At 59.9% G+C, this 26345-nt stretch carries 23 protein-coding genes and 2 pseudogenes; 7 read left to right on the forward strand and 18 right to left on the reverse strand.

Translation table 11 applies throughout. The annotated features are described in order from the left end of the window. From ddpC to AC30D9_RS01235, 6 genes are all read right to left on the reverse strand, one after another. Window positions 1-882 carry a D,D-dipeptide ABC transporter permease gene (gene ddpC / locus AC30D9_RS01210; protein ID WP_307572258.1) on the reverse strand — a complete coding sequence of 294 codons (882 nt, stop codon included), beginning with the start codon at window positions 880-882 and terminating at the stop codon, window positions 1-3. Window position 883: 1 nt separating this feature from the next. Then, window positions 884-1900: an ABC transporter permease gene (locus AC30D9_RS01215; RefSeq protein WP_122568615.1), complete on the reverse strand. Its 1017-nt coding sequence runs from the start codon at window positions 1898-1900 to the stop codon at window positions 884-886. A 76-nt stretch (window positions 1901-1976) separates the two neighbouring features. Further along, window positions 1977-3557 (reverse strand): ABC transporter substrate-binding protein, encoded by a 1581-nt coding sequence (locus AC30D9_RS01220; protein WP_490143231.1) that lies wholly within the window; start codon window positions 3555-3557, stop codon window positions 1977-1979. Between the two features lie 163 nt (window positions 3558-3720). Further along, the gene (gene ddpX / locus AC30D9_RS01225; protein ID WP_307572256.1) at window positions 3721-4260 is read right to left on the reverse strand and encodes a D-alanyl-D-alanine dipeptidase; all 540 of its coding nucleotides are present in this window, start codon (window positions 4258-4260) and stop codon (window positions 3721-3723) included. Between the two features lie 37 nt (window positions 4261-4297). Next, window positions 4298-5152, reverse strand: a complete 855-nt coding sequence (locus AC30D9_RS01230; RefSeq protein WP_232200846.1) for a MurR/RpiR family transcriptional regulator — start codon at window positions 5150-5152, stop codon at window positions 4298-4300. A gap of 211 nt (window positions 5153-5363) precedes the next feature. Continuing rightward, window positions 5364-5936 (reverse strand): TetR/AcrR family transcriptional regulator, encoded by a 573-nt coding sequence (locus AC30D9_RS01235; protein ID WP_307572255.1) that lies wholly within the window; start codon window positions 5934-5936, stop codon window positions 5364-5366. A gap of 114 nt (window positions 5937-6050) precedes the next feature. Between AC30D9_RS01235 and AC30D9_RS01240 the strand changes: the two genes are divergently transcribed. After that, window positions 6051-7487, forward strand: coding sequence for an amidase (locus AC30D9_RS01240; RefSeq protein WP_490143232.1), 1437 nt, complete (start codon window positions 6051-6053; stop codon window positions 7485-7487). A 97-nt stretch (window positions 7488-7584) separates the two neighbouring features. Here AC30D9_RS01240 and AC30D9_RS01245 read toward each other — a convergent pair whose 3' ends face one another. Beyond that, window positions 7585-8589 (reverse strand): NAD(P)-dependent oxidoreductase, encoded by a 1005-nt coding sequence (locus AC30D9_RS01245; RefSeq protein ID WP_490143233.1) that lies wholly within the window; start codon window positions 8587-8589, stop codon window positions 7585-7587. A gap of 112 nt (window positions 8590-8701) precedes the next feature. On the opposite strand from AC30D9_RS01245, the gene AC30D9_RS01250 reads away from it, so the two are divergent. Further along, window positions 8702-9325: a TetR/AcrR family transcriptional regulator gene (locus AC30D9_RS01250; protein WP_307572252.1), complete on the forward strand. Its 624-nt coding sequence runs from the start codon at window positions 8702-8704 to the stop codon at window positions 9323-9325. A gap of 177 nt (window positions 9326-9502) precedes the next feature. Here the strand turns inward: AC30D9_RS01250 and AC30D9_RS01255 are convergent. The 8 genes and pseudogenes from AC30D9_RS01255 to oxdA all read right to left on the reverse strand — a co-directional run. Further along, window positions 9503-9772: pseudogene (locus AC30D9_RS01255) on the reverse strand (methyl-accepting chemotaxis protein); the annotation flags it as partial. Next, window positions 9773-10771, reverse strand: a pseudogene (locus AC30D9_RS01260) (PAS domain-containing protein); the annotation flags it as partial. Further along, window positions 10735-12045, reverse strand: coding sequence for a GTP-binding protein (locus tag AC30D9_RS01265; RefSeq protein ID WP_490143234.1), 1311 nt, complete (start codon window positions 12043-12045; stop codon window positions 10735-10737). The gene AC30D9_RS01265 and the pseudogene AC30D9_RS01260, both read right to left, overlap by 37 nt. Beyond that, window positions 12042-12704: a nitrile hydratase subunit beta gene (gene nthB / locus AC30D9_RS01270; protein WP_490143235.1), complete on the reverse strand. Its 663-nt coding sequence runs from the start codon at window positions 12702-12704 to the stop codon at window positions 12042-12044. The genes AC30D9_RS01265 and nthB overlap by 4 nt, the downstream gene beginning before the upstream one ends. 41 nt (window positions 12705-12745) lie before the next feature. Then, window positions 12746-13339: a nitrile hydratase subunit alpha gene (gene nthA, locus AC30D9_RS01275; protein WP_490143236.1), complete on the reverse strand. Its 594-nt coding sequence runs from the start codon at window positions 13337-13339 to the stop codon at window positions 12746-12748. A 77-nt stretch (window positions 13340-13416) separates the two neighbouring features. Then, a complete protein-coding gene (locus AC30D9_RS01280) occupies window positions 13417-14931 on the reverse strand; it encodes an amidase (RefSeq protein ID WP_490143237.1) in 1515 nt (504 codons plus the stop codon). 188 nt (window positions 14932-15119) lie between these two features. Next, entirely contained in the window at window positions 15120-15986 is an 867-nt protein-coding gene (locus tag AC30D9_RS01285) for a transporter (RefSeq protein WP_490143238.1), read from the reverse strand. Between the two features lie 89 nt (window positions 15987-16075). Next, window positions 16076-17134, reverse strand: a complete 1059-nt coding sequence (oxdA, locus tag AC30D9_RS01290) for an aliphatic aldoxime dehydratase (RefSeq protein WP_307572245.1) — start codon at window positions 17132-17134, stop codon at window positions 16076-16078. Between the two features lie 508 nt (window positions 17135-17642). On the opposite strand from oxdA, the gene AC30D9_RS01295 reads away from it, so the two are divergent. Beyond that, entirely contained in the window at window positions 17643-18587 is a 945-nt protein-coding gene (locus AC30D9_RS01295) for an AraC-like ligand-binding domain-containing protein (protein ID WP_307572244.1), read from the forward strand. A gap of 92 nt (window positions 18588-18679) precedes the next feature. Here the strand turns inward: AC30D9_RS01295 and AC30D9_RS01300 are convergent, their stop codons facing one another. Then, window positions 18680-20062 carry an XAC2610-related protein gene (locus tag AC30D9_RS01300; RefSeq protein ID WP_490143239.1) on the reverse strand — a complete coding sequence of 461 codons (1383 nt, stop codon included), beginning with the start codon at window positions 20060-20062 and terminating at the stop codon, window positions 18680-18682. A 157-nt stretch (window positions 20063-20219) separates the two neighbouring features. Here AC30D9_RS01300 and AC30D9_RS01305 point away from each other — a divergent pair, with 157 nt between their 5' ends. Both AC30D9_RS01305 and AC30D9_RS01310 read left to right on the forward strand, forming a co-directional pair. Further along, on the forward strand, window positions 20220-20849 hold the full coding sequence (locus AC30D9_RS01305) for a LysE family translocator (protein ID WP_134924397.1): 630 nt from the start codon (window positions 20220-20222) through the stop codon (window positions 20847-20849). 52 nt (window positions 20850-20901) lie between these two features. After that, entirely contained in the window at window positions 20902-21585 is a 684-nt protein-coding gene (locus AC30D9_RS01310) for a class I SAM-dependent methyltransferase (protein ID WP_490143240.1), read from the forward strand. Window positions 21586-21588: 3 nt separating this feature from the next. Here the strand turns inward: AC30D9_RS01310 and AC30D9_RS01315 are convergent, their stop codons facing one another. Beyond that, window positions 21589-22827 (reverse strand): OprD family porin, encoded by a 1239-nt coding sequence (locus AC30D9_RS01315; protein ID WP_307572241.1) that lies wholly within the window; start codon window positions 22825-22827, stop codon window positions 21589-21591. A 118-nt stretch (window positions 22828-22945) separates the two neighbouring features. After that, entirely contained in the window at window positions 22946-24229 is a 1284-nt protein-coding gene (locus AC30D9_RS01320; RefSeq protein ID WP_167659319.1) for an MFS transporter, read from the reverse strand. 253 nt (window positions 24230-24482) lie between these two features. On the opposite strand from AC30D9_RS01320, the gene AC30D9_RS01325 reads away from it, so the two are divergent. Both AC30D9_RS01325 and AC30D9_RS01330 read left to right on the forward strand, forming a co-directional pair. Then, on the forward strand, window positions 24483-25430 hold the full coding sequence (locus tag AC30D9_RS01325; RefSeq protein ID WP_134924401.1) for a LysR family transcriptional regulator: 948 nt from the start codon (window positions 24483-24485) through the stop codon (window positions 25428-25430). Between the two features lie 91 nt (window positions 25431-25521). Further along, window positions 25522-26325, forward strand: coding sequence for a putative hydro-lyase (locus tag AC30D9_RS01330; RefSeq protein WP_305483732.1), 804 nt, complete (start codon window positions 25522-25524; stop codon window positions 26323-26325). Window positions 26326-26345: the final 20 nt, after the last annotated feature.

Below are 26345 nucleotides of genomic sequence, written 5' to 3' on the forward strand. Positions count from 1 at the left end.
TCATTTCCCCTGTTGCCGTGGGTCGAGCAGATCGCGTACGCCATCGCCCAGCAAGTTGAACCCGGTGGCCGTGATCAGAATCGCCAGGCCCGGAAAGGTCGAGTACCACCAGTTATCGAGAATGTAGTTGCGCCCGGTGGCGACCATCGCGCCCCACTCGGCCGTAGGCTGCTGCGCTCCCAGGCCGATAAAGCCCAGGGCCGAGGCCATGAGGATCGCGCTGCCGATATCCAGGCTCAGTTGCACCAGCAATGGCGGCATTGCGTTGCGTGCCACGTGCCAATGCACGACGTGCCAGCGCCCTGCCCCGAAGGTTTGGGCGGCCTTGACATAGCCCATCTCGCGGATGCTCAAGGCTTGGCCGCGGGCTAGCCGGACATAGGAAGGAATTCGTACAAGCGTAATCGCCAGCATCGCGTTGAACAGGCTCGCGCCCAACGCAGCCGCCAAGGCCATGATCAGCACCAGCGATGGCACCGACAGCATGATGTCCATCAGGCGCATGATCAATGCGTCGAAACGACCACCGACGACCCCGGAAAAGCACCCCAGCAACCCGCCGATAAAGCAGGATGCAAAAGCCACGAATAGACCTACACCCACCGACTGCTGGCTACCGAACAGCACGCGGCTGAACAGGTCGCGGCCGACTTCGTCGGTGCCGAACCAATGGGTGCTGGATGGCGGTACCAGGCGTTCGGCCAAGTTCAGCTCGTTGGGGTCGTGACTAGCGAGCCAAGGGGCGAAGATCATGCACAGCAAGACGATAAAAGTGATCGCCAGACCCGCCATGGTCAACGGGCTGCGGCGGATGCGGTAGGTCAGATAGGCGAGTTTTTCGTTCCAGCGCGGGCGGCGCGTGGCCATCAGGGTAGCGGACATTTCAACTTACCTCGCCGATGCGTGGGTCGATCACGCGGTACACAATATCGATGGCCATGTTCAGCAGCACATAGATGAACGAAACCAGAATGGCGAAGCCCATCACCGCCGGGAAGTCCAGCGACTGGATCGACTTGACGACATAGGCCCCCATGCCGGGCCAGGCAAATACCGTTTCGGTCAGCACCGCGCCATACAGCAAATCCCCAAGGGTCAGTCCGAGTACCGTCACCGAAGGGATGAGCGCGTTAGGCAGTGCATGGCGCAGGATCACAGTCCATCGGGACAAGCCGTAGGCGCGGGCGGTGCGGATATAGTCTTCGCCGAGTTGATCAAGCATGGCTGAACGAATCTGCCGTGCGACGACGCCCAAGGTCACGAAACCCAGGGTCGCCGCCGGCAGAATCAGATGCTCCACGGCATCGAGAAACAGCGTGCCCTCACCGGCGAGCAGCGAGTCGAGCAGATAAAAACCGCTGATTGTCGGCGGCGGAGCAAGCCCTTCGGACAACCGCCCGCCTCCGGGCAACCAACCCAGATGCCCGTAGAACAGAACGATTGCACCCAGACCGAGCCAAAAGGCCGGCGTTGAAATACCGGTGACCGCCAGGGTACGGGCGATCTGGTCTATCGCCCGATTGTGGTAAACCGCCGATAGCACGCCAAGCGGCACGCCGGCCAGGATCGCGAGCACCAGCGCTACCAGCGCCAGCTCCAGTGTCGCCGGGAAGAACGTCTGCAAGTCTTCCAGAACGGGGCGGCTGGTGCGTATCGAGGTTCCCAGGTCACCCTGCACCAGGTCCATCAGGTAACGACCGTATTGTTGATACAACGGCAGATCCAATCCCAATTGATGACGTATGCCGGCCACCAACGCATCACTGGCACGGTCGCCAGCGATCAATCGAGCAGGATCACCGGGGATCAGGTGCGAAATTGCAAAAGTAATCAGCGAAACGCCGAACACGACCAGCAACAGGCCGAGCAGACGCTTGCGCAACAAAGTCAGGAAGGCCATTTTGGCACCTCAGTCACACCCACGACGAAAATCAGAAGCCGCGCCAGCCACGAATGGCCGGCGCGAGGGAGCCGGTTTACTTGCTCATACTGCCCAGATTGAACACCTGTTCGAGCATGGGGTTGAACACGTAACCCTTGACCGAATCACGCATCGGCAAGGTGTAGCTCTTCTGATAGAGGTAGGCGTAGACGCTGTCCTTGAGCACGATTTTCTGCGCGGTCTGGTACAGCTCTACGCGCTTCGCGGTGTCGCTAACGGCGGCCGCTTCTCGGATCAGCTTGTCGACTTGCGGGTTGCTATAGAACGAGCGGTTGCCTTGCAGGCCCTGCATCTTGGAGTCGAACCAGAAGTTCATGAACATGTACGGGTCGGCAAAGTCCGGGCTCCAGGCACCGACCGCGATGTCGTAGTCCGCCTGGCCGACGCGCTCACGCAGCGTGGCATTGGCAAGCTTTTCCAGCTTGAGGTTGATGCCCAGCGGCGCCAATGCAGCTTGCAGAGTCAGGCCGATCGGTTCCCAGTTAGGATCCTTGTCCGAATACATGTAGCTGAGGTTGGTGATCTTCTGCGGTGCTTTGGCAAGGCTGTCCTTGGCGGCTGCCATGTCCTGTTTCATCGGCGGCAACGAGCTGTCATACGCCCACATGCCGTCCGGGATTGGCCCGTTCAGGAGCTTGGCCTTGTCCCTGAGAATGCCTTTGACGATGCCGTTGTAGTCCACCGCTTCGGTGATCGCACGACGAGCATCGACGCTGGTCAATGGGCCCTTCTTGTTGTTCAGGTAGAGATAGGTGACCCGTAGCGACGGGAACTCCCTCACCGCCACGCCGGGCTTGCTGGCAAGAACGCCGAGCTGGTCTTCGGGCATGTCTTCGATGATGTCCAGGTCACCCCGTTCCAATTGCAAGCGACGCACGGAGGGTTCACCGATGATCTTGATGACCACGGTTTTCAGCGCAGGTTTGGGACCGGCGAAGTAGGTGTTCGGCTCCATGGTCAACGACTGGCCTTTTTGCCAGTTGCTCAAGCGGAAGGGACCGGAGCCTGCGGTATGGCTCGACAGCCAGGCATTGACGTCCGCGCTTTTATTGACCACGGCGGGGTTGATGATCGAAGCACCATTGTGGGCCAGGGTAAACAGGAACGGCGCGAAAGGCGTCTTCAGGGTGAACCGAATGGTCTGCGGGTCGACAACCGCGACCACCATGTCCTCTGGAAATGCACCGGAAGGTCCCTGCTTGAGGGTCATCAAGCGATCAAAGGAAAACTTCACCGCGGCGGCATCTACCGGGGCGCCGTCATCAAATTTATTGCCGGGTTTGATCTTGAATTCCCAGACCAGATTATCCGCAGAAACGGTCCAGCTCTCGGCCAGGTCCCCCTGAACTTCGGTGCTGCTTTTGTCGCCTTCGACCTTGTAGCCGACCAGGCGCTGATACGACGGGTAGGTGATGGTCCAGTCGTTGTTATCGAAGGTCACGGCCGGGTCGAGGGTCTGGGGATCAGCGGGTTTGCCGATGACCAGGGTGTCTTGCGGTACAGCCGCTGTCGCGGCCTGCCAGGCACCGAGGCTCAGTGCGCTGCACAAAACACTCAGCAAAAGCTTGCCAGCGCCGGGAAAGGTTTTGCTGGTCACGGTGTTCATTGGGTTCATGCCGGTTTCCTTGATCATTCGATAGAGGGAAGTACGTCAGGTTTTTTATAAAAGCTATAACCGGGCAGTTGCAGGTGAAACGTAAGTAACGCTGTCTTGTTGTTTTGTTATCAGCCGCACTGAACGTGGGCTGCACGGCGTTGCAGGGCCATCAATCCGTGATTTAAACGACCTCCAGTAATGGGTAGTCATCGGCATTCGGAAGTTCGTAATGCCACCACTCGGTGGCAATCGTCTGGAAGCCGGCGGCGAGCATGATCCCCACCAACAGCAGTCGATTGCGTTGCACGTCTACTGGCAAGTCGGGATAGAACTGGTGGGATTTTTCTTCCATTGCGTCGAATTCGGTCCCCATATTCAACGGCTCGCCATCAGCACCGACCAGGGTCAGGTCCACCGCCACGCCACGGCTGTGGTGGGAGCCCAAATGCGGGTCACGTACATAGTCGTTGTTGGGCAGCGCGTCCCACAGCAGGTACTGAGCATAAGGCGGCCGATAGGCGTCATAGATGCGAAGGGTAAATCCGGCCTGACGCGCAAGCTGACTGGCCTTGTACAGGCAGTCGGCAGCCTGGTGATGTAACAGGCAACGCGCATCTGGATAAATCACTCTTCCTGCCAGGTTGTCTGCACCGGCGTAGATCAAATCGATTTGCACCTGATGGCGCTGGGCATCGATCTCTACAAGGGGGCTGTTGTTCACGCCAATACTCCAGTTGGGTTCGGTGGGACGATGAGGGTCAGCCTTCGAACTGACCGAAAGCTTTTTGCAATTGACGGTTCCTGGCCAAGCGCTCATCGAGCCGATCGCCGTATTTTTCAGCGACGGCCGAGACGATGAGATTTAACAGGCAGGCCAATGGCGCAGGAGAATCCCAGAACTGCCCGACGTCGGTTTTCAGCTGCAGGAGGTCAAGTGGGTAGTCTCGAGCCCAGGGGCATTGCAAGTCGGTGATCAGCGCCAATGGGAGGTTGTTGTCTATGGCCGTGTCGCAGAAGGTCTGAGTCACGCTGGAATAAGCACGAAAATCCGCAATGATCGCGTAAGGGTTGGCGAAGCCGGAATTCAGGGTTTCTGCGTAAATGCCGGATAGGCCATCGACGTAGTAGACCTTGGGCCGGATGTACTCAAGGTGGCTATGGAACGCTGTGAGAATCCCTCGAGTGGACTGAATGCCGAGAATGAACACGGCATCGGCTTCATGGATGCGTTGCACGATATTGGCGAAAGCATCGCTGCGCGCTAAACCGTAGACATACCGGATGGCCTCGATCTCGCGACTCAGGGAGCGATCCAGCGCATCCTGCTGATTGCTTTCGGCACGAAAGGCGCCGATGCGATCGGTGATAAGCCATGACGCTGGCGTTTCAACGCGCAGGCTTTGTTTGACTTCATCGATGTTCTGGTAACCAAGGGATCGAAAAAAGCGCCCTACGGAAATCCCAGTGGTGGAGGTCTGCTGCGCGATGCTATCAGCCGACTCGAACGGAAGCTGTTCAGGGTTACCCAGCAGATAGCTGGCGATCCGCTTGCCCGTCGGGGTCAGGTTGGAGAACTCTTGCTCCAGCCGTTGCAGGAAGCTGTTTTTTTCCATGGATTTCAAAGCCTCCGAGCGCCAGGTGTTATTATGTTGTCATTATTTCAATTCTTGTTACTAGAGTAACATTCGATTTCGAAGCAACACAATGACTATCTTTCAGTAGACGTCCTGTGGTGATCAGACGAGAGCACGTTGCAGAAACCGCCTGTTGAGGGATCGGCCGAAGATGCCCGAACACGAAACAGCACAGCCAATTGCCCTTGACCTAGCCGCTGATTTTTTTCCGAACCATCTTCATCAGGTTTTCACCCACGCCCTCGATGCTCTTGTTCTGCGAAACGACCTGAGCCCCCTCCATCAGGTACGAGAGCTCCATCGCCGCTTGTTCCGGCTCGGGCAAATCAGCCTCGACACAGAGATCCACCAGCCGGAGGAACTGACGCTTTTTATGTGCTTCGATGAGACGACGGGCAGGATTTCCTGGCTCGGGTATCTCCGCCAGTGAGTTGGTAAACGGACAGCCTCGATAAGACGCCGCCGAAAGATCCTGGGCGATGAACTTGGCAAACCCGAGAATCTGCGCCTTGGGATCGCCGGCGTACTGTGCCGAAAGCGCTTCGAAGACCTCGGAGTATTTCTCGACGAGCAACCGCAACCACTCCAGCACCAGTGCGTCTTTCGAATCGAAATGCCGGTAGACGGTCATTTTGGTCGACTTGGCCTTTGCCGCGATGGCGTCCACCGTTACCCGACTGATGCCTTCATTGAAAAACAGCTCCTCGGCTGCGTCGAGAATCCTCTCTCTGGGGGCCAACTGTGGGACTCGTTCGGGGCGCATGGTGTTCTCCGCTTGACAGCGATACTTTTTGGTATCGTACTATACCCAGAAGTATCGCTCGATACTGATAAGTAATCATACCGCTTTTGCCAGGTAGATGGCTCGGAGAACGCGATGAGAACCGCTGAATACGCCGAATACGATGCGCTGGGCCTTGCTGAGCTGATCGCCAGCGGTCAAGTCACCCAAGCCGAGGTCAGTGCTGCGGCACTGTCCGCCATCGAGCAGCTCAATCCAAAGATCAATGCGGTGGTTGAGATTTGGGAGAATGAACCTCAGGCAGCTACCGGGCCGTTCATGGGGGTGCCCTTTCTGGTCAAGGACTTGGGCCTTACTGCCAAGGGGCATCTGAACGAACTGGGCAGTCGCTTGGCAGCCGGATGCATCGCTGACGCGGACTCCAACCTGATGACCCGTTTGCGCCAGGCAGGTCTGGTTACCCTTGGCAGGACCACCACCCCCGAGTTGGCTGCCAGTACCACCACTGAATCGGTATTTTCGGGGCCGACGCGCAACCCCTGGGATCTCAGCCGCAGCGCCGGTGGATCAAGCGGTGGTTCGGCTGCTGCGGTAGCCGCCGGCCTGGTACCCGCGGCGCACGCCACCGATGGCGGTGGCTCTATCCGCGTGCCTTCAGCCTCTACCGGACTGTTCGGGCTCAAGTCCAGTCGAGGCAGAGTTTCAATGGGGCCTGGAGTTGACGAGGTGTGGGCCGGGCTTGCCGTGCACGGTGTGGTCAGTCGAACGGTGCGCGACAGTGCCGCGTTACTGGACGCAATCGAAGGGGCGGCTGTTGGGGATCCCTTTGAGATCGCTAAGCCGCAACATGCCTATCTGTCGGAAACGACTCGCGAGCCTGGTTCACTACGAATTGGCCTTCTCCTGCATCCACTGAACGCGACTCGCTCTGTTGCGCCAATCGCAGAAGCGACCGGTCATGTGGCGCTCCAGCTCCAAGGCATGGGTCATAGCGTGGAAGAAGTCTGTCTGGACATCGGGCTGAGCTGGGACGGCTTTGTTGAAATGAACGCGCAATTCTGGTCAGCCAATACCGCTGCCTGGATCAATGCCATCGCTGCGGGTACAGGCCGCTCTATTGATGCCAGCACGCTTGAACCGGCCACGCTTTCGCTGCATCGGATGGGGAGCCAACTCACCGCCATCGATTTGCTTGAGGCCATGCATTCGAGAAATCTTGTTTCCCGCAGCATGGGGCACTTCTTCTGCAAATATGACGTCCTGTTGAGCCCGACGCTGCCAGCGCTGCCTCCTGCCATCGGCAGCTATAACGAGGGTCAGACGCATCTGGATGGCAGGGGCTGGATGGATCGGGTATTCACCCACTCCCCCTTCACCGCGTTAGCGAATGTGACTGGATCCCCGTCTATGTCCATGCCATTGGCGTTTGATCCAGAAAGTGGTCTGCCTATAGGCATGCAGTTCTCAGCGGGCGTTGGCCGAGAGGACATGCTGCTGCGGCTGGCCGGTCAGCTAGAACGTGCGTTGCCTTGGACGGCACGCAAACCTGAGGTTTGGGCTGGAAAGCTATAGCCCGGGGGGCACCTCTCATCGTCAGGTCTGCCGGCCGGTAGCCGGCTAGCACTGACTAAAAGGAGGAAACGCTCGGCACACGCAATTGCGTCGCTCATTACTCCGGCAGCGTGCGCAACTCACCGCCCTCCTCCTTCAAACGTTCCAGATACGCGCTGGCGTCCAACAGTTGATAAGGAAAATAAAGCCCTGGCGGCGTCGGTGGCTGGCCGTCCAACCCGAGCAGTCGTTCAAGCGTCATTGCGACGCTGAGGCCGGTCAATGGCGCAGCGCCTGCCGGGTGGATGACCGCATGACGTGTATGCAGGGGTTCGCCCTTGAGGTCCTTACCAACGAGTTCGATGATGATCTCGGTAGACATCGGCCTGCCCTGGCGCCGGGTCGAACTCACCGCAGTGCCCAGGTTGAATTGAACATTCGGCGCGCCTGTCGCCGCCGCCAGGCCAACCACATCAATGGACGAGAAGCCCGTGGCATCGATTCCCGTACCATCCACCGCGCGGAATCGTGCCTTGGAGTCCTCCCCTTCGCGCCAGACGAACACACCGTCGCGTCGTGTCAGCGCGGCGGGGAGCATTTTGTTCAGGTGTTCAAAGTCAGTGGCGACGGTCGGGCCGCCGGTGTCCTGCTCATCGACCAGCGCGTTGATACGGATGTCCTGGACCCGGCCAAAAGCCCGGGCAACGCTCAGCGTCGACACGGTCGTCGCGCCTACCATCCATTCGTAACCGAGGACAATGGGCGAGGCGTCAGGCGTGTGCATGTAGGTCGCGATTTCCGGCGCGATCTCGAAAACGCCGGAGGAAATGCTGAGGTGCGGCACGCCACGTTTTTGCGCAAAGCGCAATCCGGCAAGGGCGTGGTCCATATAAAAGACCACGACGGCGCTGACCGGGCGATCGCCAAGGCCCAGGTCGTCTGCGGCAGAGTCAATCGCCACGCCCTGCGCTCCGCCAATGTGCTCCGCGGCGCGCTGAGCCTTGGCAAGGTCGCGACCACCGATCAGCAGTGGTACGTCGGGATGAGCAGCGCGTAGCGCCCGGGCAGTGTGGTGGCCAATGGCGCCGGAACCGCCCATTAACAAGATAGGATCAAGTGACATGGTGTGTTCTCCTTGTCTCTGGTTTAAACCTACTTTCAGTAGGTAAGCTAACACAACATCATGCACTTCAACCTACCATTGGTAGGTTTTTGGCGACCAGGAGCAAAAAAACGTGCAGAAAAACATTGAGCACAGCCCTGCCGGTTCCCCTCCTCGCCGGCTTGCGAAAGCCGAACGGCGGCGACAGTTGCTGGATACGGCGCTGCTGATCGTGCGCGAAGAAGACGCGGATCGGCTGACCCTGGGGCATCTGGCCGTTCGCGCCGGCGTGTCCAAACCGGTTGTCTACGATCATTTCGGCACCCGTTCGGGTCTGTTGATCGAGCTCTACAAGTGGATCGATACCGAGCGGGTCAGCGCTTTCCGTGACGCCATGTCCAGGACTGCGCGGAACCTGGAGGAGACGGCCCGGGTCCTGGCCAACGCCTACATTCATTGCGCGGCCGATAACACCGACGAATTCCATGCCGTGGGTGCCGCCCTGGCAGGCAGCGAAGAGAAGGCAGCGGTATTCCAGGAGCTCCTGGATAACTGTGTGCAGATGTTCATGTCTGTGCTCGAACCTCATACGACGTGGTCAGCGGATGAACTCGAACGATGCTGCATTGGCCTGGTTGGCGCGGGGGAAGCCCTGTCCGGCGCGTTGGTACGAGGGCGGCATGGCGAGGACGAGGTCATGGAAACATTCGCTTCGCTGATCCGCAGCGTCGTAAAGCCGACAGAGGCGCGGCTTTAGTCCATCGATACGCTGAGACGGCTGATGTCCATGACGGCCAGCTTAAAATGCTCGGCCATGTTTTCATGCATCGGCTCGGTGCGTTGCGGGTCCGGTAGCGAATAGTCACTGTTCGTCGTTTTTCTAGCCTCGCGCCCGGGCGCTTTCCTCTGTCTAGCCGTCCATCATATCGGCCGCCTGCTGGGTCGCCTGGCTGGTGCGGGTGGCCAGCTTGCGCACTTCATCGGCGACCACCGCAAATCCCCGCCCCGCCTCCCCCGCTCGCGCCGCCTCGATGGCTGCGTTCAACGCCAGCAGGTTGGTCTGGCTGGCAATCCCCTGGATGGTCGCGACGATTTGCGTCAGCTTGTTGAGGGTTTCCTGCATCACCCGGTGCTGTTGCTCCTGAGCCTCGCGCATCGCGCTTTCTTCGTGACTGGCATGGATATCGGTGATGGCGCCCACCACCCTTTGCGCCGAGCCGTCCGCTGCCCGTCGTGTTTGACCACGGCCGCGAAACCAGCGGTAACTGCCACTTTTGTGCTTGAGCCGATAATCGACATCAAACGGCGTTTGCCCGCTGCGGTCTTCCACATGTGCGACAAAGGCACCGATCGCCCGGGCGCTGTCGTCGGGATGCAGGCGCGAGGTCCAGCTTTCCAGTGTGTTGGGAAACTCCTCAACCGTGGTGTATCCCAACAGCCGACGCATCTGCGAAGACCACCAAATGGTATTTTTCGGATTCGCCGGGTCGCCCGCCATGACCTCGATATCCCAGAGTCCGTCATGGAGCATTTCCCGAGAAATGTCGAAACGAGTAGCCGCCAATTCGAGTTCCTCGTCGTGCAGGTGCTGTCCGTGAATGTCACGCAAGCTTCCACCGATGGCGACAGGTACGCCCTGCGCATCACGGTGCGCGTCACCGCTGATCCTGCACCAGCGATAGCTACCGTCCGCTGCGGCCCTCATTCGCACGTCCAACACAAAGGGCGTCCGCCCGCTACGATCGGCAAGATGCCTGGCGAGAGCGTCCAAATGCCGTTGACGGTCAGCCGGGTGCAACTGTTCACTCCAATGACCGAGCTGGTCGATGGCTTGGGGCCGGGTCGACGCAGCCCCCACCCACTCCAGCGTACAGTCCAGCGCAGGTGCTGCGGTGCCATCCAACTCCAGCGCCCAAAACAGCTCGCCTGCGCCTTGAGTGATCAGTGCCCAGCGCGCCTCCAGTTGCTGTAGAAGCTTATCGCGGGCCGCCAGGCTCACGCCCAGGTCGGCGACTTCCAACGTCAGCGCACGCGCTTGTTCCTGTAGCCCTCGCCGCTCAAGCAGCAATTGTTCGACGCCTGCCAGGAGGCGTCGCAGCAAAGGATTGCTCGACGCCAACGGCGTGCTTGCCTGATCAGGCTGCTCCAGTCTGTCGGCGAGCAGCGTCAATACCCAGCGGGTGGTTCGACTGAAAAAAAGCATGGAACACCTCTACCTCGGTCAATGGACTCAACCGACAAGGATTGCGTGGGGCATGCCGACAAGGCTCCGGCGTCAAAGGCCGTCGCCCCCGGCAGGGCCTGCCAGGCCAACGGACCAGCGGCTATTTCCTGAGCACTCAGCAGACAGTTGTCGAGTTCGCGCTGTAACACGCCGGTATCGAGATCCTGGCCGATAAAGACCAGTTCCTGCCGGCAGTCGCCGACGACGCTGTCCCACTTGGCCATGATGCCCTGCAGCCGATATTCATCCCGCGGCCATTGCGACGGCTCGATGAAGTTCCACCATCGCCCGGCATAGTCCCACTGGAACTGCCTGCCGCTTTGCGCCAGTACGCCGGTTTCCAGGTGCCGGCTGGCGACCCAGAAGTAACCTTTGCTGCGCAACAGCCGACCATTGCGCCAAGGCCGCCGGAGAAAATCGAGCAATCGCTGCGGGTGGAACGGAGCGCGTTCCCGGTACACCCAGGAGGTCACGCCATAGGTGTCCGATTCGGAGGCCGGCGCATCGATCGACTCCATTGTTCTCATCCAGCCCGGTGACGCCGCAAGGCTGGGCAAGTCGAAAAGGTGGGTGCCGAGGACGCTGGTCAACGCCACGTTACCGTAAGCCATCGGCAGGATCCGTGCGGTTGGGTTCAGGCTTTCGAGGATCGCGCGCAAGGCCAGGTAGCCAGCCTCACCGATAAGGTCCAGCTTGTTGACCAGAATGACGTTGGCGTACTCCACCTGTTCGATCAACAGATCAGCCAGATGGCGCGCAGGCATGTCCTTGGCGTCGGCGCGGGCCACGGTGTCCGGCGACTCGAGCAACGCCTGAAAATGACTGCCGTCGACCACCGTTACCAATGTGTCGAGCCGCGCCAGTTCGCTGAGGCTGAAGCCTTCGGCATCGAGAAAGGCGAACGTTTCCGCGACTGGCATCGGCTCGGAAATGCCCGTGGATTCGATGAGCAGGTAATCGAAACGCTGCTGACGCGCCAGGAGACTGATTTGCTCGAGCAAGTCGGCGCGCAGGGTGCAGCAAATACAGCCGTTGCTCATCTCGACCAACTGATCGTCAACGCGGTGCAACGAGACCGTACGTTGCACCTGCTCGGCGTCGATGTTGACTTCGCTCATGTCATTAACGATGACCGCTACCCGCAGACCTTCGCGGTTGCGCAGGATATGGTTCAGCAGCGTGGTTTTGCCGGCACCTAGAAAGCCCGAAAGGACCGTCACCGGTAGTCGGCCTGTCAGGGCGCCGTCATTCATGCGTTCACCGCTGCTGTGCTGTCGGCGTGGTCCAGGTAGCTTTCGAAAAGGTCGACCACCACGAAACCATCATCTGCGGCATCGCCCCAAAGGTCTTTTACGCGGAACTCGACGTGGTAGGTTGGCTGATGCGCCGCAGTCGAATCACCATGGCCAATCGCGTCCGGGAAAGGCCATTGTTCGGAAGTCCGGTGCAGGATCACGCCTTCCTTGCCCCGTACGTAGACCGGCATGCGTACGTGCCCTGCCACATACTCGTCTCGAACGACAACCCGGTCGCCCACCGAGAAAGGTGGCCGACCGGTGATCGCCGGACGACCTTTGGCATGAGGGGGATTGGCCAGCTTGAAGTGCGAGCCCAAGGCATGGTCGAGCTCCGCCTGGGTAATCACCCCCTTTTCGACCAACAGGGTGGCGGTCGCAATGACGTAACGCTCGTAATACTGCGTGCCGACATGTTGACGAACATCCAAGCGTTCGACAGCGTGGCGCACTTCATCCACGCTGAACTTTTTCAAGTGATCGACGCCGATGAACATCAAGCTGTAGGCCAGGTGCTCCCAGTCCTGCTTGAACACCGGTTTGTAGCTCAGACTGTTGATGGTGTGGGGGACTTTGCCAAAGCCTTGAAAACCACCCAGATCGTGAAAACCATCCATCGTGAATACCTCTGGAAAATGCAAGAAACAAAGCGTCCCGGCTACGCTACGTGCGGTAGCGCCACGCCAATCAGGACGTCCTTGGTGATCAGTTTTCGAAGCGCTTCCTCATCCATGGCCTCACTGCCCTGGGGGCGTACAGGCAGCACCAGGTAGCGGCTTTCAGCGCTGGTGTCCCACACCTTGACGGTCACCTCGCTTGGCAGGTCGGTGCCCAATTCCCGCAGGACAGTGCGCCCTTCCCTGACCAGGCGCGCACGGAATTCGAAGCCCTTGTACCATTCCGGCGGCAAACCGAGGACGGGCCAGTTGGTGCAAGAGCACAGGCTGCAGACGATCACGTTTTTCAACGTGGGCGTATCTTCCAGGGCCACGATGTATTCGCCCTGCGGGCCGGTATAGCCGAACTGAGCGCACGCAGCGGTGCCGTCCCTGAGCAGCCATTCACGAAACTGCGGGTCGACCCAGGCCTTGGCTACAACCCGTGCTCCATTCTCCGGGCTCCATTCGTGGGCCATCAGCTGTGTCATCTGTTCGATGTATCCGTCGGGGATCAGGTCCTTGTGCTTGAGCACTTGAAGCAACGCTTGTGCTCTCTCGCCCGGGGTCGAGGTATTTTTTCCAGGTACGTTCATCAGTTGACTCCTCATCGTTGAGCTTCACAGCAACGCTTGATGTCGTTGTTTTTTGCGCTGCACGAAAGACGGATCGGTTAAAGGTTTTTCCAATCGACAGACGCCTCGAAGGCAGCGGCAGCCTGGTAAATCGTGCCTTCGGCATAGTGCTTGCCAACCAGCATGAGCCCGACTGGCAACCCGTCCACCAGCCCACAGGGAATCGACATGGCCGGATGGCCGGTGATGTCCTGGGCTGAAGCATTGCCAATCATCTCCAGTGCCCGGGCCACGTACTCGGTGATCGAGCAATCAGTTCCAGGGTGCGGTTGGGCAATGATGGGCACGGTCGGCATCACCAGCAGGTCAAAGCGCGCCAGTGCCGCGTCGTAACCGGAGCGGGCCAGGCGTCTGAGGTTTTGCGCCTTGGCATAAAAACGGCCGTTGTAACGGTTGACGCCGTATTGGCCGACAAACATGCACAGCTTGAGCGAAGCAGACAGCTCATCCGCCTGTTCGCGCCATCCGGCCTGCTTGTCCAGCAGCGCGAGGTCGTACAGGCCTTTCCAGTTAAAACCGGCGCCATTGCCGTGCATCATCTGCATCGTCAGGCCTTCACACCCGATGGGGTGCCATAGAGAGCCGGCAACGGTGTGCTCGGGAACGGAGACGTCCTCGACCTGCGCGCCAAGCCGTACGAACTGTGCGATGGCATTACGCACCGATGAGGCGACACGCGGATCCTGGTTGGCCAGTTGAAAACCTTCCTGCAGGATGCCGATCCTGAGCCCTTTCACCCCGCGCTCCAGATAATTGCTGTACGTGTCGACCTGGGGCGCGGCCTGCCGTGGATCGAGCCCGTCCGCTCCCGCCATGACCTCCAGCATCAAGGCGTTGTCTCGCACGTTCGCCGTGATGGGGCCGGCATGATCGATAGTGGCTTCGATCGCCATGATTCCGGTGTAGGGCACCAGGCCGTGGGTCGGTTTCATCCCGTAGGTACCGCAGAACGCCGAAGGAATCCGGATCGACCCACCCTGGTCACCACCGACCGCCAGGTCCACCTCGCCGGCGGCAACCAGGGCCGCACTGCCGGAAGACGAGCCGCCGGAAGTGAAGCCATGCCGGTAAGGGTTGTGCACCGGCGCGGGGTCGGAGGTGTGGCTGCCGCCGGACAGGCAGTAGTGCTCGCACGTTGCCTTGCCGAGGATGGTCGCGCCCGCATCCAGCAAGCGGGTGACGACGGTGGCATCGAATGCAGGGACGAAACCCTCCAATGGCGAGGCACCGTTCATCATGGGTACGCCGGCCAATGAGACATTGTCCTTGAGCGCGACTGTCTTACCCGCCAGCTTGCCCTCACGCGCACCGCTGACTTCGGTGCGGAAATACCAGGCGTTGAGCGGATTGTGCGCCATCGATGGGCGGTAGCCCGGACTGCGCTCGTAGCGTACCGACGGGATGAAGTCGGGCAGCTCGTCGACCAGGTCGTAGGCGTCGAAGCTCGACTGCATAAGGGTCAGGTATTCACTGGCTTGCTCACGGCTTAGCTGCATGTGCAGGCTGCTCGCGATGTCCAGTAGCTGCTCAAGAGAGGGGCGGACGATTGCCATGGTGGCGCTTTCCTTATCGTAATGGCCTGTAAGCACTGCGGGCGCATCGAATGTCGGTGGGCCTGGGGTTGAAGATAATCCGGAGCCCTGCGCGCAGGCTTGATTGAAAAAGACAACGACTTGGCTGAGCCGGACACGCTCCGCTGACTGCTGGAGGAGCATCCGGCCGCTGCCTGCCGCCGGTTACCTCAAAACACCCGCACATAACGCAGGTTCATCCGGAAGTCCTCCCTGGGACCGTTGTCCACCGAAAGATCCTTGCCCAGCTGCAGTTGAATCTGGTCCTGGGCGGTGACGAATTTGGTGGCCGTCAGACGGAAGTTGGTCGTGCCGATTTCGTTGTCCTGGTTGACCTTCTCGACGCGGGTCTCGCCTCCCCAGTTGCGCCCGAAACCGATAGCGAACGTGGTGGTGGCGTCCGGCATATAGCGCCCCATGACCTGTGCTGCGTAGGAAACGTCCTGTTCGAGACGATCGGCATTTGCGCCGTAATCAGTGTTATCGCCATACCAGGTGGCACCTGCGACCAGATCCATCGCCCACTTCTGCGTGAAGTGCTTGACGTAGGCGCTCTGCAGCTCGAACTTCCAGCGGTTCTCACCGATGTTCAGGGCGTCGTCCTTGTCATAGGTACCCGTGGGAACGAACAGATAGGGGGCGATGCTGAGGGTGTCGCGGGCATCGTTGAGCCGCAGCTTGACCGGCGCGGTCAGGATCAAGTCGCCCACCCCACGCGTACTGCCCAGCGTTGAAGCATCGCCGCCGCTGGAGACGTGCCCGAAGGGCAAGAGGAATTGCGGGTCGATGGTGACCGTGTCGCTCAGTGCGTAGACATGGAGCAGACGCAGGATGCCGACGTCCGAACTCAACGCGAAGTCCGAGCTGACCTTATGGCCGTTGGCATAGGCTGAATCCGTGGTGGAATGCTGGTAATAAATCGCACCGATGGTCGCGCCGACGGGATATTGTTCGTAGTCGCCGGGGGCGACCTCAACGGCATTCGCATGAAACGTGGGCAATAGCGTGGTGATTGCCAGCAGACGGACCTTATTCATTATTTTTTCCTTGCAAGGAATACCGTGCCGCCCGAGCGACGCGGCAAGCCAGATTGAAGTTGCAGAGGCGTTCAAAACGCGGATGGCGCTCAGGCTTTTGCCGACTGCGCGTCGCGCAACATCCCGGTTTGCGGATGACAATTGATGTACTCGAACACCTGGTTCTTGGCGTCCGACACGGACACTTCGTGGTACAGCCGCAACTTCTTCAAACCTGCGGCCACCCGGAAGAACGTCACGAAAATGCGCAGGTGGGTAGGATGGGATTCTGCCCAGCGTTCGAGCTTCTCGACCGAGCGCCAGTGGCCGATGTTGTAGCTCAGGTCGAGAAAGTTGCCGTCCATGTCGATATTGCGCACGAACCTGTTGCTGTAGCAGCCCAGCGGTTGGCCGTTGTCACGCAGGAAGTTCATGCCGTCCTGCAACGTCGGCAGGATTTCGTCGAGGTACAGTGAGCGTTCGTCCGCCTCGGCGTCCGCCCAGTCCTGGCCAGAACGAATCAACGTGAGGTTGTCATGCCCCAGGACCACGACCCGTCCGCCTTTGGCAGGATCACCCGCGATCACTTTCAGTTCGTCCGAGGGTTTCATCCAGTCCGTCTGGGAGATCGGGAAGCGGTCGCGCATCGACCCCCAGTAACCGTGCTCCTCGATTTCACCACTGGTCGCGTCCATGACCGCGCCGACACCGGGCAGGTTTTCCTGGAAGGCATACAACGTTTCAAACTGTTCTGCACGCGGCGCGGTGATTTCGCGAAAATAGCCAAGGCCGTCACTGAGGCGATCCGGTGAAGCCCACCAACCGTTCACTTCGGGTGAGCGCAACCAGCGACAATGGGCAGCAGGGTCTTTCCAGTACCCCACGACAATCAAGTTATCAAAGCCGTTATTGTCGGTGTGGTGGGTCAAATCATGGGTTTGCGGGCCGTCGGGCAGGTTGAAACTGCCCACGATATGACGCATGGCCTGCAGCGCTGCCTCGCGCTGGCCCTCGCCTCGATACTGCACACCGAGGTAACCCATCACCACTTGTTCCAATTGCTCGTTAGCGCGCGCCACCCACATCGGAAACGGCGGCTGGTATTCGTCGGGCACACGGCGAGACAGTGTGCGTGGGCATTTGAGATGTTTATCGATTGCAGATTCCATCTTGAGCTCCTCGTTATTTTCAGGCGTACGGGTGGGAGTTAGCGTCCCGGTGGCTGGCTGCGTCTGGCGACCTGCCGTCGGTGCAGCAGCTTCATGGCGCCCCATTCAATCAACCAGTAAGCCGACTCTTCAGGCACGAGGTCGCGCATCTGCAGAAACCAGGAGGCGTCGGGCAATCGTTGTGAACAGTGTCGATACATGGCGTGCCTCATCAGCGGGGACATGAGCTGCTGTGAGGTGAAAATTAGGCGGGAGAGCAACGGGGAGCTTTGTTCGTCAAGACAACCGTTTGGTTGGAAAAGACAACGCAGGCGCAGAGGGCTTCACGTGATCGCTGTTGGTGCGCCCGCACCAAAAACGTCTGGTTCTCTGCCTTTGAATGGACGTTACACAGCCCTCCAGGCCATCCGTGAGTGCCCATGGCCTGGTAATTGCTGCGAGTAACAGCTGATGTTCACAAGCCCATTACAACTTCTTGAGCTCATATCGCCGTACCGAGGTCAGTGCCATGAACCAAAGCACTCAGTATTCGACCCTTGCCGTCTCGGCCCCTCGTCGCTTTGATTACTGGAAAGAAGTCGTCTGTCGTCATTGCCTGGCGGCCGATAGCAAACCGTTGTCGCAGAGCAGTTTTGATGGGGCACTGGCCGTCAACGCCATGGGCGCCCTGGACATCTGCTCCCTGTCAGCGCCGCTGCATTATTGGGAACGCTCCGCCGGGCATTTGCGCAGTGGCCCGGCCGAAGACCTGTGGTTGGGTTTCTCTCGAAACGGCCATGGCCAACTTGAACAGGGCGGGCGAAAAGCCAGTCTGGCCCCCGGCAGTTTGTTTCTTTATGACGCAAACCAGACGTTTCGATTCAGCTTCGGTGGTACCGAAAACCACTTGGTGCGTATTCCGCGAGCATTACTCACCGAGCGTTTGCCCCGTGTCGCCGATTACACCGCCATGGTCCTCGACGACCGACGCCCCGGCGTCGCTCCATTACGAGAAATGTTGCGCCAGGCCGCGAGCACGCCGGCATCGTTGCAGGATGAGAACATCTCCAACCGTTATTCCAGCACATTGCTCGACCTCCTCGTCATCAGCCTGGAACTCCAGGACTTGAAGACTTCCCATGAGGAGCTGGATCTCTACGGCCGCATCATGAAGTACATTCAACGGCACCTGACCGAGCCGGAACTGTCGATTGAAGTCATCGCCCAGGCTCACAATGTCTCCACCAGAACCGTTACGCGCGCCTTCGCGCGCTACCAGAAAACCCCCGTTGCAGAAATCTGGAAAGAACGCCTGCATGCCAGTCGTGAAGCCATTGAACGCGGCCAGGTACGCAGCGTTTCTCAAGCGGCACTCGACTACGGATTTTCTGACTTCTCACACTTCAGCCATGCGTTTCGCAAGGCATTTGGCGTTGCGCCCAATACCCTTTTGCATCGAAATCGAGGGGGATAGTCGGTAAAAGCCAGCGACTGACAAAACGCTCGCTGCCCTGCAGGCACAACGCAGTGGATGAAGGCTGGCCTTCATCCACACCGATGCCGTGCTCAACGCAGCTTCAAATACCCCCCTGCCAGGCCGCCCTGCGAATCCGGCACCGCGTTGTAGCCAATGACCGCAAAGCCTTTCACCAGTTGAATGTGATACGGACCGTTCTTCTCGGAGGCTTGCGGCTCGCGCACGATGATCAGGTTGTCGGTGTCCATCGGCACGACGTGATGCTCGGTCACGCTGTGCTTCGTGGTTACGGTGAATTCAGCGATTTCTCTTCCGTTGGCATCCCGCTCAGGGAGGATCTTCAAATCCAGATCCGCGTCAAGCCCCAGGGCATCCTGGCGCATCTGGTAATGGCCGCTGCGCTGGTCAGAGTCGACGTCGTCGATTTTGTCGCCATCCAATTCCCGTTCTTCATCATGCAGCAGGACTGCCAGTTGCCGGTCGTCGCCCTTGGCGTCGCTGACCCACGTGCCGGTAAAAAAATTGGGCTCGACTTGCTCCCGGGACATCCGCCAGGTACCCGTTTGGCGGCCATCGCCGGCATATTCATGGAGGCTGATAAGGTCGTCATCCGCGTCTTCCCGAATGCCCAGCAGCTTGATCGGTTCGCCGCCGCCCGCCTGGGTATAGCGCACCTCGCCAATGATCACGGCACCTTGCACCTGATACCAGAGCTCCACCGGGGTCTTGCCGTCGAGGGTCCCGGCTAGGATCACTGGGTCCTCTTTCTCGGGGCCTTCCAGGCGCGATTGTTCCTGCCATTGGCCCTCTTTCCATTCACCCGTGGTACGCAGCGTGTAGCCGCTGGGCATGCTGGTATTTTCGCCTGGCTCGGTCGGCTGGATTTGCTCCTCGGTGTCCGAGCGAAGCAGGACCAACTCGTCGCCGTGCATTTTCCATTGAGTGGCGCGCGTCCAGCAGCAGTCGCGGTCGGTTTGTGACAGCAGAACGCCGTCCAGAGGGCTGACGGAGAACATGCCTTTGCTGTCCTCCTTGGCCAGGGCCGTCAAGGCAGAGTTGAGGACCCATTGGGCTTTCCGCGGGTCTTGCAGGTAGACGTCGAACGTCGGTTTGTAGCTCGCGTCGGGATCGTTGCCGTTGCGGATCGCCAAGTCCTGGCGGCCATCGAAGTTGAAGTCGTCGAAGTACAACAGGCTCTGGGGGCCAAGTAGCCAGTTATCGACCTTGCCGTTGCGGTCCACGGGCACATTGCCGGCGGGTGTCTGCAATTGCTGCAGGGTTTCGTGGGTGTTGTTGTCGCGCACGGTGATGAACGCTTGCGCCAGTTGATGTGGATCTTCCGGCGGCTCCGGGAACAGCACTTCGACCAGGTATTGGCCGCTGCGGTCATTCACCGAAAATGACCTTGGTTCGGCCATGACCGGGGCCGCCACAGTCATGGAGAGAAGCACACTGCTGACGAGCGAACGCATCCACCCACTTCCTTGCTGAAATTCGGGGCCGCAGTTTAGCGATTCCCGTGATTCATCGCGAGAGAGACGACTGTTGCTATCAGTTAGGCCCGGACTGTAACTGACGCCCTGCTCGCCGTTCGCTTACTGTCGAGGCTCATCCCACGGAGTGAATCCCATGCCGGATACCGCCAATCTCTATCTGTTCGTGGTTGCTGTCGTGCTTTTGCTGATCGTTCCGGGGCCCAACATGGCCTTTGTCACCAGCCATGCGTTGGCCCACGGTTGGCGTGCCGGCGTCGCGGCCGCCCTCGGCATTTCCCTGGCGGACGTGCTGATGACCATGATGGTCAGCGCTGGCATTGGCGCGTTGGTGATGAGTTGGGCGCCGGCGTTCGACGTGCTGCGCCTGGCCGGGGCCGCTTATCTGCTGTGGCTTGCCTGGCAAGCCCTGAGAACGCCGGCAGTGACTCAAGATAGTCAGCTCCAAGGGGCTTCGCAGTGGAAAATCTTCTGCCGAGGCGCCCTCAACAGCCTCTTGAATCCCAAGGCGCTGCTGTTCTTCATGGTGTTCCTGCCCCAGTTCGTCAACGTCAAGGCCGGCGGCGTAAGCCTGCAACTGATCTTCCTCGGAGCGTTGCTGGCATTGATTGCGTTTGTCTTCCATACGCTGCTGGGTGTTTGCGCCGCACAGCTCAGGGCGAGACTGGCAAACAGCGGGATTTCAAGGCGCCTGGGCACGTATGGTTTTGCCGGGGTCATGGCAGCGCTGGCGGCACGCCTGTTGTTTCTTGATCGGCCGCTGTGACCCGGGCCAACGATTGTCCTATGCTGACCCCATTCACTGCGGAGCTGGATCCATGTCGACCTCCGAAACCACCCTCCTCCAAAGCTGGCACCACAACGCCCAGGCCTGGATCGAAGCCATTCGCACCGGTGCCATCGAAAGCCGCCAAACGGTCACCGACCAGGCCATGCTGCTGGCGGTGCTGAGCCGCCAGCCCGAACGCGTGCTTGACCTGGGCTGCGGCGAAGGCTGGCTGTTGCGGGCGCTGACTGAACGGGGCATCGAGGCGGTCGGTGTGGATGGCGACGCGATACTGGTCGATGCGGCCCGGGCCGCGGGGTCCTCGCCGGTGCACCTGGCAAGCTATGAGGCGCTGGTGGAGGCTAAAGTGGACGTCGGCAACGACTACGACCTGATCTGCGCCAACTTCGCCCTGTTGCACCAGGACATCATCCCATTGCTCGCGGCGATGAACGTTCTGCTAAGCCCGGGCGGAGCGCTAGTGATCCAGACGTTGCACCCGTGGACAGTGGCGGCGGGCAATTATCAGGACGGCTGGCGCGAAGAAACCTTCGACGGCTTCAAAGGCCAATGGCGACCCATGCCGTGGTATTTCCGCACCTTGTCCAGTTGGCTCAATGCCCTGGACATGGCCGGTTTCCGCCTGGTGGGCCTGCAGGAACCGCAGCACCCACAAAGTCCGGTGCCGCAGTCGCTGCTTTTGGTGGCCGAACAATACCAGTCGCCAGAGAGATGATTCTTACCACAGCGCCATCGTATAGCTGACGATCAACCGGTTCTCATCCAGGTCGTTGCCAAAATTCGAACGCACCGTCGCATTGCGCCATTTCAAGCCCAGCCCTTTCAGCGTGCCGTCCTGCACCACATAGGCGATATCCGTGTTGCGCTCCCATTCCTTACCTTCGCCCGGGGCGGTGCGCTGGACGTTGTCGCCGGTGATGTAGCGAGTCATGAAGGTCAACCCTGGCACGCCAATGGCTGCGAAGTTGTAGTCATAACGCGCTTGCCAGGAACGTTCCTTGATGTTGGCGAAGTCGCCGATCTGCACGAAGTTGACCAGGTAGGGATCGCTGCGTCCGATGTAGGGAAACGGGTCGTCGCCGCTCATGCGCTGGTAGCCCAGGCCCAACGCATGGCCCGCCAGGCTGTAGGTGAACAAGGCGCCGAAGGCCTGGTTGTCGAGATCGCGGAAGTTGCCATCCTCGGTGCTGCGCGAATAGCGCACGTCGCTCTTGAATGATTGGCCCGCGCCCAGGTCCAGGGTGTGGACGAACCCGAGGTAGTTTTGCTGGTAGATGTCTTCCAACTGGCTATAGCGGTATTGCGCGGTGAGGTTCGGCAGGAACTGATAGTCCGCCCCGGCGAACTGGAATTTGTCGCTGTTTCCACCGATGCGGTTGGCGGTCATGTCCTGGTAGTCGGTGGAATCGACAAAGTTGATCTGCGTGAGTTGCCCGGCGGTCAGCTTCAAGCGATCGATTTCCTGCACGCTCAACAAGCCGCCCTTGAACGTTCCTGGTAACAGGCGCGTGTCGTTGGAACTCACCGCCGGGTCCTTGATCTGCAACGTCCCCAGCTTCAAGGTGCTATTGGATAGGCGCACCTTGGCAGTCAGGCCCAGTTCGCCATAACGGTCTTGCGAACCGCCCGACAAATCCGCCGGTAACAGATTGGTGCCCGCCGTGCCGCCCCCGGAATCGAGTTTGAAGCCGGCCATGCCCAAGGCATCGAGGCCGAAACCTACGGTGCCGGCGGTGTATCCCGACTCCATTCGCAGCAAAAAGCCCTGGGCCCATTCTTCAGCCTTGTCCCGTGCGCCCTCCTGGCGGAAGTCGCGGTTGAAGTAAAAGTTGCGGGCCTCCAGGCTGCCTTTGCTGTCGGCGATGAAGTCGGCCTGGGCGTTCGGCATGCCGATCAGGCTCAGGCCGAGCAACGTACCGGCGGGGGTATGAAACCAGGTGGATGTGAAATGCCGCATGGCATGCTCCTTTTTATGGACGCGAGCGAACCCTCTCGGGGGCGCTGCCGTCGCGTCCGATGGTTGTTGTTTTAAAGGTTGTTGCGGCGTCCGCTCTGCGCGCGGACGCCACGGGTCGTCAGGATTCGAGCTGTCTGCCGCGGGTTTCCGGCAGACTCAACGCCGCCAGGATCACCACGCCATAGGCGCCGGCGGCGAATACACCGATCCCGGTGCCGATGGGCAAGGTGTTGCTCAGCGTGCCGATGAACAACGGGAACAGCGCCGCGATGGAGCGCCCGGCGTTGTAGCAGAACCCCTGACCCGACCCACGCATACGGGTGGGAAACAGCTCAGTCAGGAACGCGCCCATGCCGGCGAAGATGCCCGAAGCGAAGAAACCCAGTGGGAAGCCCAGCCAGAGCATCCAGGCGTTATCGATGGGCAGTTGGGTGTAGGCCAGGACGATTGCCATGGACCCGACGGCGAACAGAATGAAGTTCTTTTTGCGGCCGATGGCATCGGTCAACAACGCACTGGTGACATAGCCGACGTAGGAACCGACGATGACCATCGCCAGGTAACCGCCGGTACCGAGCACACTCAGGCCGCGCTCGGTTTTCAGGTATGTCGGTAACCACGTGGTAATTGCGTAGTAGCCGCCCAGCGCACCGGTGGTCAACAGCGAGGCACGCAAGGTCGTGCTGAGCATCCGTGGGGCAAATATCTCGAAAAATGCCCACCGCGAACCCAGCTCTGGCTTGGCCTGGCGCTCCCGCACAGCATGTTCGAAGGTGTCCGACTCCTTGACCAGTCGGCGGATTACCAGCACAAACAGCGCCGGTACCAGGCCAATCATGAACAATGCCCGCCAGGCTTGTTCCGGCGGCAGGAAACTGAACAGCCCGGCATACAGCAGCGCCGTCAGCCCCCAGCCCAGCGCCCATCCAGCCTGCACCATGCCCACTGCCTTGCCACGGTCCTTGGAGCGGATAACCTCGCCAATCAACACCGCCCCCGCGGTCCATTCACCGCCGAAGCCAAAGCCCATCAAGGTCCGGGCCACCAGCAATTGTTCGTAGTTCTGCGCCAACCCACACAAAAAGGTGAAGAACGCGAACCACAGGACCGTCAGTTGCAGGGTCCGTACCCGGCCGATACGGTCGGACAGGATCCCGGCGATCCACCCGCCAGCCGCCGAGGCCAACAAGGTGCAGGTGCCGATCATGCCGGCGTCGCCCTTGGAGATTCCCCAGGTCGCGATCAGGGTCGGAATAACGAAACTCAGCATCTGCGTATCCATGCCGTCCAAGGCATAGCCGATCTTGCAGCTCCAGAATGTACGTTTTTCATTTTTCGACAGGGGGCCGTACCAACTGAATGGGCCCGTGCGCCCTGTCCCGGTGGTTACGCCGTCAGTCATGGTCTTTTCCATGGAAGGTTCCTGCGGCAGCAAGCGAAGATGACGGACACGCCTCGTTATTCTTTTGTGAAGGCGTTGTCGTTGGAGATGCGGACGCAGTGCCTGCGTCGTGGGCCGGATTCTTTGCGGCGAATCCACACAACGTCAAACGGGAAAAACACCCGATCGGACATAAGAAAATTTGATGCATCCAATGGGGCGATCTGGAGTAACAATTGCAATCATAAGAACCACACGCACCCAGAGAGCCTTCATGAACCTCAAATTCCTCGAAACCTTCGTCTGGGTCGCCCGACTGCAGAGCTTCAGCCTCACCGCCGAGAAGATGTTCAGCACCCAGGCAGCGATCTCCAGCCGGATCGCTTCATTGGAAGAAGAATTGGGCTTGCGCCTGTTCGTGCGGGATTCGCGTGGGGTCTCGCTGACACCCGAAGGCCTCAAGGTGCTCGACTACGCCGAACAGATGCTCGAAGTCCAGCGGGCGTTGAAGCAGTCACTGGACACCAACAGCCCGCAGCAAGGCCTGGTGCGCATCGGCGTGATGGATACGGTGATTCACACCTGGCTCAGCCCGTTGATGTCGATGCTGATGCAAGCCTTCCCCTCCGTGGAAATCGAAATCACCGCCGATGCGGCACGCAATCTCTGTGAGCAACTGCAGAAAGGCTACCTGGACATCGTGTTCCAGACCGACCTGGTCCGCCACGAAAGCGTGCGCAACCTGGAGCTGGGTCACTATCCCATGCACTGGATCGCCGCCAGCCAGTCCATCTATGCCCGTCCCTATGCTTCGCTGGTGGAGATGGCGGGCGAGCGCATCATCACCTTCGTCAAGCATTCGCGTCCGCACCAGGATGTGCTCAACCTGTTGTACGCCCATGGGATCACGGCACCGCGGGTCAGTTGTGTCAATTCGGTGTCGGCCATGACCCGGCTGATTCGCGACGGATTCGGCATTGGCGCCTTGCCGGCGGCGCTGGTGGCCAAGCCGCTGGCCAGCGGCGAACTGATCCAGCTCGAGCCCGGCACCGCCCTGCCCCAACTCGACGTGGTCGCCTCCTGGCGCGCTGGCGTCGGCCTTGAACTGATCGAGAACATCGTCCAGATGAGTCGCCAGGTGGTCAGCCAATACGCCGCTGATGTCGGGCCGCAACGCATGGTGGCGGCCCCGGGCCTGAACAGCCAAGCGCCTCTGGAATAACTTTTAGTTGTCACGGGGTACCAATATTCCTTGTTGGACGTCATCGCCACGCTGTTCCCAAAGTAACGGACGAACGCTTGGAGACCCCGTGATGAATCAACCCGCCCTGCCTTTCGAACAACTGCAGCAATGCACGCCCGTCGCCCTGCGCCAGAGCATCGCCGCCGGCCAATACCAGGGCCATACCAGCGGCCTGGGCCAAGGGCGCGTGCAAGCCAATATCGTGATCCTGCCCAGCGACTGGGCCAATGAATTCCTGCGCTACTGCACCCTCAACCGCCAGGCCTGCCCAGTGCTGGACGTGACCGAGCCAGGGGATCCGTTCTTCCGTAACCTGGGCGCCGCCATCGATATCCGCCATGAGGTGCCTCAATACCGGGTCTACCGCCACGGCGAGTTGAGCGAAACGCCGCTGGACATCGCACACCTGTGGCAGGACGACCTGGTGGCCTTCGCCCTCGGTTGCTCATTCTCCTTCGAGCAGCCCTTGCTGGAGGCTGGCATCCGTTTGCGGCACATCGAGCTGGGGCGCAATGTCGCGATGTTCCAGACCAACATCGACACCCGCCCCACCGCTCGCCTGTCTGGCAAGATGGTGGTAAGCATGCGGCCGATGAAAGCGGCCGCGGCCATCCAGGCGATCCAGATTACCGGGCGCATGCCCAGCGTTCACGGCGCTCCGGTGCACATCGGTGATCCTTCATTGATTGGCATCCGGTCCCTGGACACGCCGGATTATGGCGACGCCGTGCCGGTGGAAGCGGACGAAATCCCGGTATTCTGGGCCTGTGGCGTGACGCCCCAATCCGTGGTCCAGGCCTCGCGTCCACCGTTGTGCATCACCCACGCTCCGGGCTGCATGCTGGTGACGGACTTATGGAACAGTGATTTGTAAGCTCGAACAAGGCTGTCTTC

The sequence above is a fragment of the Pseudomonas sp. DF11 genome, from assembly GCF_058148565.1.